Annotated in this window: 1 protein-coding gene; it reads left to right on the forward strand. The window is 64.2% G+C overall.

Features of this window, described 5'->3' with window-relative positions; translation table 11 throughout:
- Nucleotides 1–838, forward strand: an 838-nt coding sequence (gene aspS, locus H6B51_RS17195) for an aspartate--tRNA(Asn) ligase (protein ID WP_204884809.1), incomplete at its 5' end; no start/stop codon positions are given.
- Between the last annotated feature and the right edge of the window lie 43 nt (nt 839–881).

Here is an 881-nt window from a genome sequence, read left to right on the forward strand (position 1 = left end):
CCACACCCCCAAGGTGGTCCACGCCGGGGCCGAGGGTGGCGCCAACATCTTCCGGCTGGACTACTTTGGCAAAAAGGCCTTCCTGGCTCAGTCCCCCCAGTTCTACAAGCAGACCATGGTGGGGGTCTTTGAGCGGGTGTACGAGGTGGCCCCGGTATTCCGGGCGGAAAAGCACGCTACCCAGCGTCACCTGAATGAGTACACCTCCCTGGACTTTGAGATGGGCTATATCCAGTCCTTTACCGAGATCATGGAGATGGAGCAGGGCTTCCTCCGCTGTGCCATGGAGCTGCTGAACACCCAGTACGCCGCCGAGCTGGCCCTGCTGGGGGTGGAGCTGCCTCAGGTGGACCAGATCCCCGCCGTCCGGTTCGACGAGATCAAGCGGCTGGCGGCGGAAAAGTACGGCTACCAGATCCGGGACCCCTACGACCTGGAGCCCGAGGAGGAGCACGCTATCGGCCACTACGCCAAGGAGGAGTGGGGCAGCGACTTTGTATTCGTCACCCACTATCCCAGCAAAAAGCGGCCCTTCTACGCCATGGACGACCCGGAGGACCCCAAGTTCACCCTGTCCTTCGACCTGCTCTTCCGGGGGCTGGAGGTGACCACCGGCGGCCAGCGGGTCCACGACTACGCGCAGCAGGTGGCCAAGATGGAGGCCCGGGGCATGGACCCGGCGGAGTTTGAGAGCTACCTGATGATCCACAAGCACGGCATGCCCCCCCACGGCGGTCTGGGCATCGGCCTGGAGCGGCTCACCATGCAGCTGTGCGGTCTGGACAACGTGCGCAAAGCCTGTCTGTTCCCCCGGGACCGCACCCGGCTGGAGCCTTAAACCAAAGCCGTGACCGCACAGCTCTCGGCGCGTAAGCGCCGTC

The organism is Pseudoflavonifractor phocaeensis (assembly GCF_016901955.1).
In the GTDB taxonomy this organism is placed as follows: domain Bacteria; phylum Bacillota; class Clostridia; order Oscillospirales; family Oscillospiraceae; genus Flavonifractor; species Flavonifractor phocaeensis_A.